General features: G+C 46.5%; 1 protein-coding gene. It reads left to right on the top strand.

The genetic code is table 11. The features are described 5' to 3' along the window. Window positions 1-312 precede the first annotated feature (312 nt). Window positions 313-550 (top strand): outer membrane protein assembly factor BamE domain-containing protein (gene bamE / locus ACTHUR_RS17225; RefSeq protein WP_440399926.1); only part of this gene is annotated, 238 nt, incomplete at its 3' end.

The raw sequence follows: 550 nt of genomic DNA, 5'->3' as shown, positions 1-550 counted from the left end.
GAAATACGGTTTTCAGACGACCTTTTTGAAAAGATTGGCATAAAACTTGCATGAAATTCAAGCGAGAAATTTACGTTTCATCAAAGATGTGATTAAACATCAAAAGAAACAACCAGTAACGCGATTTTACCCGTGCCAAACACACGCTTGCCTGAAGACGATATATCATCGCTTCCATTTATGTCCGTATGAAATTGTTACAAAGTGACAATAAATGTCATCAGAATGAAAACGGCGGCGCACGGATAACATCGAATCTTGACCATGCAACGGCTGTCTGACCAAAACTGCCGCCACCAAAAAGGATTAACCATGAAAACGTCCCGCATTGCCAAAACCGCCCTTTACCTCGCCGCCGCAGCCGTATTGTCAGCCTGTGCCGGCAAAAGCCACGTTAAAGCCGACGGAACGACGGACAACCCCGTCTTTCCGAAACCCTACTCCGTAACCTTCAACAAAAACCAAGGCACATTCCCGACCGCCGATGAACTCGAACAGATGAAACCGGGTCTGAGCAAAGACGACATTTACAAAATCCTCGGCCGTCCGC

This window comes from Neisseria sp. P0021.S007, from assembly GCF_051956855.1.
Note: the sequence above shows the minus strand (reverse complement) of the source record. Positions and strands in the feature narration are given on the sequence as shown.